At 61.2% G+C, this 3,034-nt stretch carries 2 protein-coding genes; both read left to right on the top strand.

All coding sequences use genetic code 11. From position 1 onward, the window contains the following. The coding region (locus tag ERD80_RS21930; RefSeq protein WP_136548545.1) for an EAL domain-containing protein at positions 1–706 on the top strand (706 nt) is incomplete at its 5' end. Between the two features lie 162 nt (positions 707–868). Further along, complete coding sequence (locus ERD80_RS21925; RefSeq protein ID WP_031280125.1) at positions 869–2,959, top strand: EAL domain-containing protein; 2,091 nt, start codon at positions 869–871, stop codon at positions 2,957–2,959. Positions 2,960–3,034 lie beyond the last annotated feature (75 nt).

Below are 3,034 nucleotides of genomic sequence, written 5' to 3'. Positions count from 1 at the left end.
AGCGCTGCTGCGCTGGCAGCACCCGACGCGCGGCCTGCTGACGCCGGACAAGTTTTTACCGATCGCCGAGAAGACCGGCATGATCATTAATATCGGCAACTGGGTGATCAACGAAGCCTGCCGCCAGCTGCGGCAGTGGCATGACGAGGGCAACCGCGACTGGAGCGTCTCGGTTAACCTCTCCGCACTGCAGTTTCATCAGCGCGATCTGATCGACACGCTGCGCCAGACGCTGCAGCGCTACCAGCTGCCGGAAGGCGCGCTGATGCTGGAAATCACGGAAAACATCGCCATGCGCGATCCGCAGTTCAGCCAGCAGCGCATCGCCGAACTGCAGCGGCTTGGCGTCAAAGTGGCCATCGACAACTTCGGCATTGGCTACGCCAATCTGCTGCACCTCAAGCATCTTGAGGCCAGCGAGCTGAAAATTGATCGCGCCTTCATTAACAGCCTGCGTGCCGACAGCGAGGATGCAACCGTGGTAACCGCCATGCTGACGCTGGCGCAAAGCCTTAACCTGCGCATGGTGGCGGAGGGCGTGGAGACCGAAGAGCAGCAGCGCCTGCTGACCGGCCTCGGCTTTGACACGCTGCAGGGGTATCTGCTGGGCAAACCGACGCCGGCAGAGCGCATCGGCGAATTCACTGCATCAACGCCGATGGCGCCGCACTTTCCTGATAACGTGCTGCCGCTCACCGGCGCCTGACCAGCAATTTTTGTTCTCCTTCACATCGGAAGCTTTCATCGTTCAGTGACTCATATCGGCAGCCGGTCTGCCGATAATTTCAATTATAAAACCAACATTTTCTTTTTCATTTCAACAACACCACAGCTGACTTAACACAGCTTTTTTATATGGGAAATCACTATGTTAGTGACTTCGTACGATGCGTTTACCGTTCTCGTTTCGATACTGGTAGCGATGCTGGCCTCGTTTACCGCGCTGGATATGGCGGGGCGCGTCGCTTCCTCGACGGGCCGGGTGGCGCTGGTCTGGCTGCTGGGCGGCGGCTTCGCCATGGGCGTGGGCATCTGGGCCATGCACTTTATCGGCATGCTGTCGATGAGCCTGGATATGGTGATGAGCTACGATCCGCTGCTTACCGCCGCCTCAATGGTGGTGGCGATTCTTGCCTCCATCTTTGCCCTGTGGCTGGTGTGCTCGTCCGGCGACTTGCCGTGGCGACGGCTGCTGGGCGGCGCGCTGGTACTGGGTTCCGGCGTGGTGGCGATGCACTACACCGGCATGGCGGCGCTGATGTTTGAGCCGGGCATCAGCTGGAACTGGGGCTGGATTGCGGTTTCGGTGCTGATTGCGCTGGTGGCTTCCGGTGCCGCGCTGTGGCTGGCGTTCAACCTGCGCGAAGGGCATGGCCGCGTCACGCTACTGCGCGTCGGGGCGGCCGTGGTGATGGGCTGCGCCATTGCCGGCATGCACTATACCGGCATGGCGGCGGCGAACTTCCCGATGCACAGTCACGCCACGCATCACGGCGTGAACAGCGACTGGCTGGCGATGCTGGTCACGGTAGTGACGCTGGCGATCCTCGGCATTACGCTGCTGGTTTCGATGCTCGACGCACGTATGCAGGCGCGCACCTCGATCCTCGCGCGCTCGCTGGCAGAGGCCAACCGCGAGCTGGCCCAGCTGGCGCTGCACGATAACCTGACGCGACTGCCGAACCGCATCCTGCTGGAGGATCGTCTCGAGCAGGCGATCAACAAGGCCAACCGCGAGCGCTCGCAGTTTGCGCTGATGTTTATGGATCTCGACGGCTTCAAAGCAGTCAACGATGCCTTTGGTCACCACGTCGGCGATAACCTGCTGATTGCGGTAACCGAACGCATGACTGACCAGATGAAAGGGCACTACACGCTGGCGCGGCTGGGCGGTGACGAGTTCGTGCTGCTGATTGAGATCGGCGATCCCAACGATGCCGCAGCGGTGGCGGATGCGCTGGTAAAAGCCGTGGATCGCCCGTTTAGCGTGTCACGCTACGAGCTGATGGTGTCGCTGAGTATCGGCATCGCCGTTTATCCGGGTGATGGCAAGGACGAGCGCGAGCTGATGTTTAACGCCGACGCCGCGATGTATCACACCAAGAACAACGGCCGCAACGGCTACAACTTCTTCCAGCCGTCCATGAACACGCTGGCGCAGTCGCAGCTGCAACTTAATAATGACCTGTGGCAGGCGCTGGATAGCAACGAGCTGCGTCTGTTCTATCAGCCTAAGTACTGCGCGCCGAGCGGGCCGATCATTGGCTTCGAAGCGCTGCTGCGCTGGCAGCACCCGACGCGCGGCCTGCTGACGCCGGACAAGTTTTTACCGATCGCCGAGAAGACCGGCATGATCATTAATATCGGCAACTGGGTGATCAACGAGGCCTGCCGCCAGCTACACATCTGGCACCAGCAGGGCCATCCGCACTGGTCGGTGGCGGTGAACCTCTCTGCCTTGCAGTTTGAGCAGTGCAACCTGGTCGACACCGTGACGCAGGCGCTGGAACAGCATCAGATCCCGGCGGAGTTGCTGACGCTGGAAGTCACCGAAACCACGGCGATGCGCGATCCGGAAGAGAGCGTGCGCATCCTCACCGAGCTGACCAGCATGGGGGTAAAAGCCTCGATTGATGACTTCGGCACCGGCTACTCCAGCCTGCTGTATCTCAAGCGCTTACCGGCCAGCGAGCTGAAAATCGACCGCGCCTTTGTTAACGAGCTGCAGGCGAAATCGGAAGACGCAACCATCGTCTCCGCCATCGTCGCACTGGCGCAGTCGCTGGATCTCAAAGTGGTGGCCGAAGGCGTGGAAACCCAGGATCAGCAGGCGTTCCTCACCGGGCTCGGCTGCGACACCCTGCAGGGCTTCCTGCTGGGCAAACCGCTGCCGCCAGAGCGCATCAGCGAGCTGCCGGACTTTGTGAAGGACAAACCCGCGGCGCTGACGGCGGAGTAGGGGCTGGTTTCTGCCGCCTGGAGCTCCTCTCTCCCGCGTGCGCGCTGTGTGTCTTTCCTCCCTCACCCGCGTGCG

Source organism: Pantoea sp. R102 (genome assembly GCF_004916815.1).
Lineage (GTDB): Bacteria > Pseudomonadota > Gammaproteobacteria > Enterobacterales > Enterobacteriaceae > Pantoea > Pantoea dispersa.
The sequence above is the reverse complement of the archived record's forward strand: the minus strand, read 5'-3'. Positions and strand labels throughout refer to the sequence as shown.

Coding starts and splice junctions, on each gene's coding strand:
- ERD80_RS21925 (WP_031280125.1), top strand. CDS start 869: ATGTTAGTGACTTCGTACGATGCGTTTACCGTTCTCGTTTCGATACTG.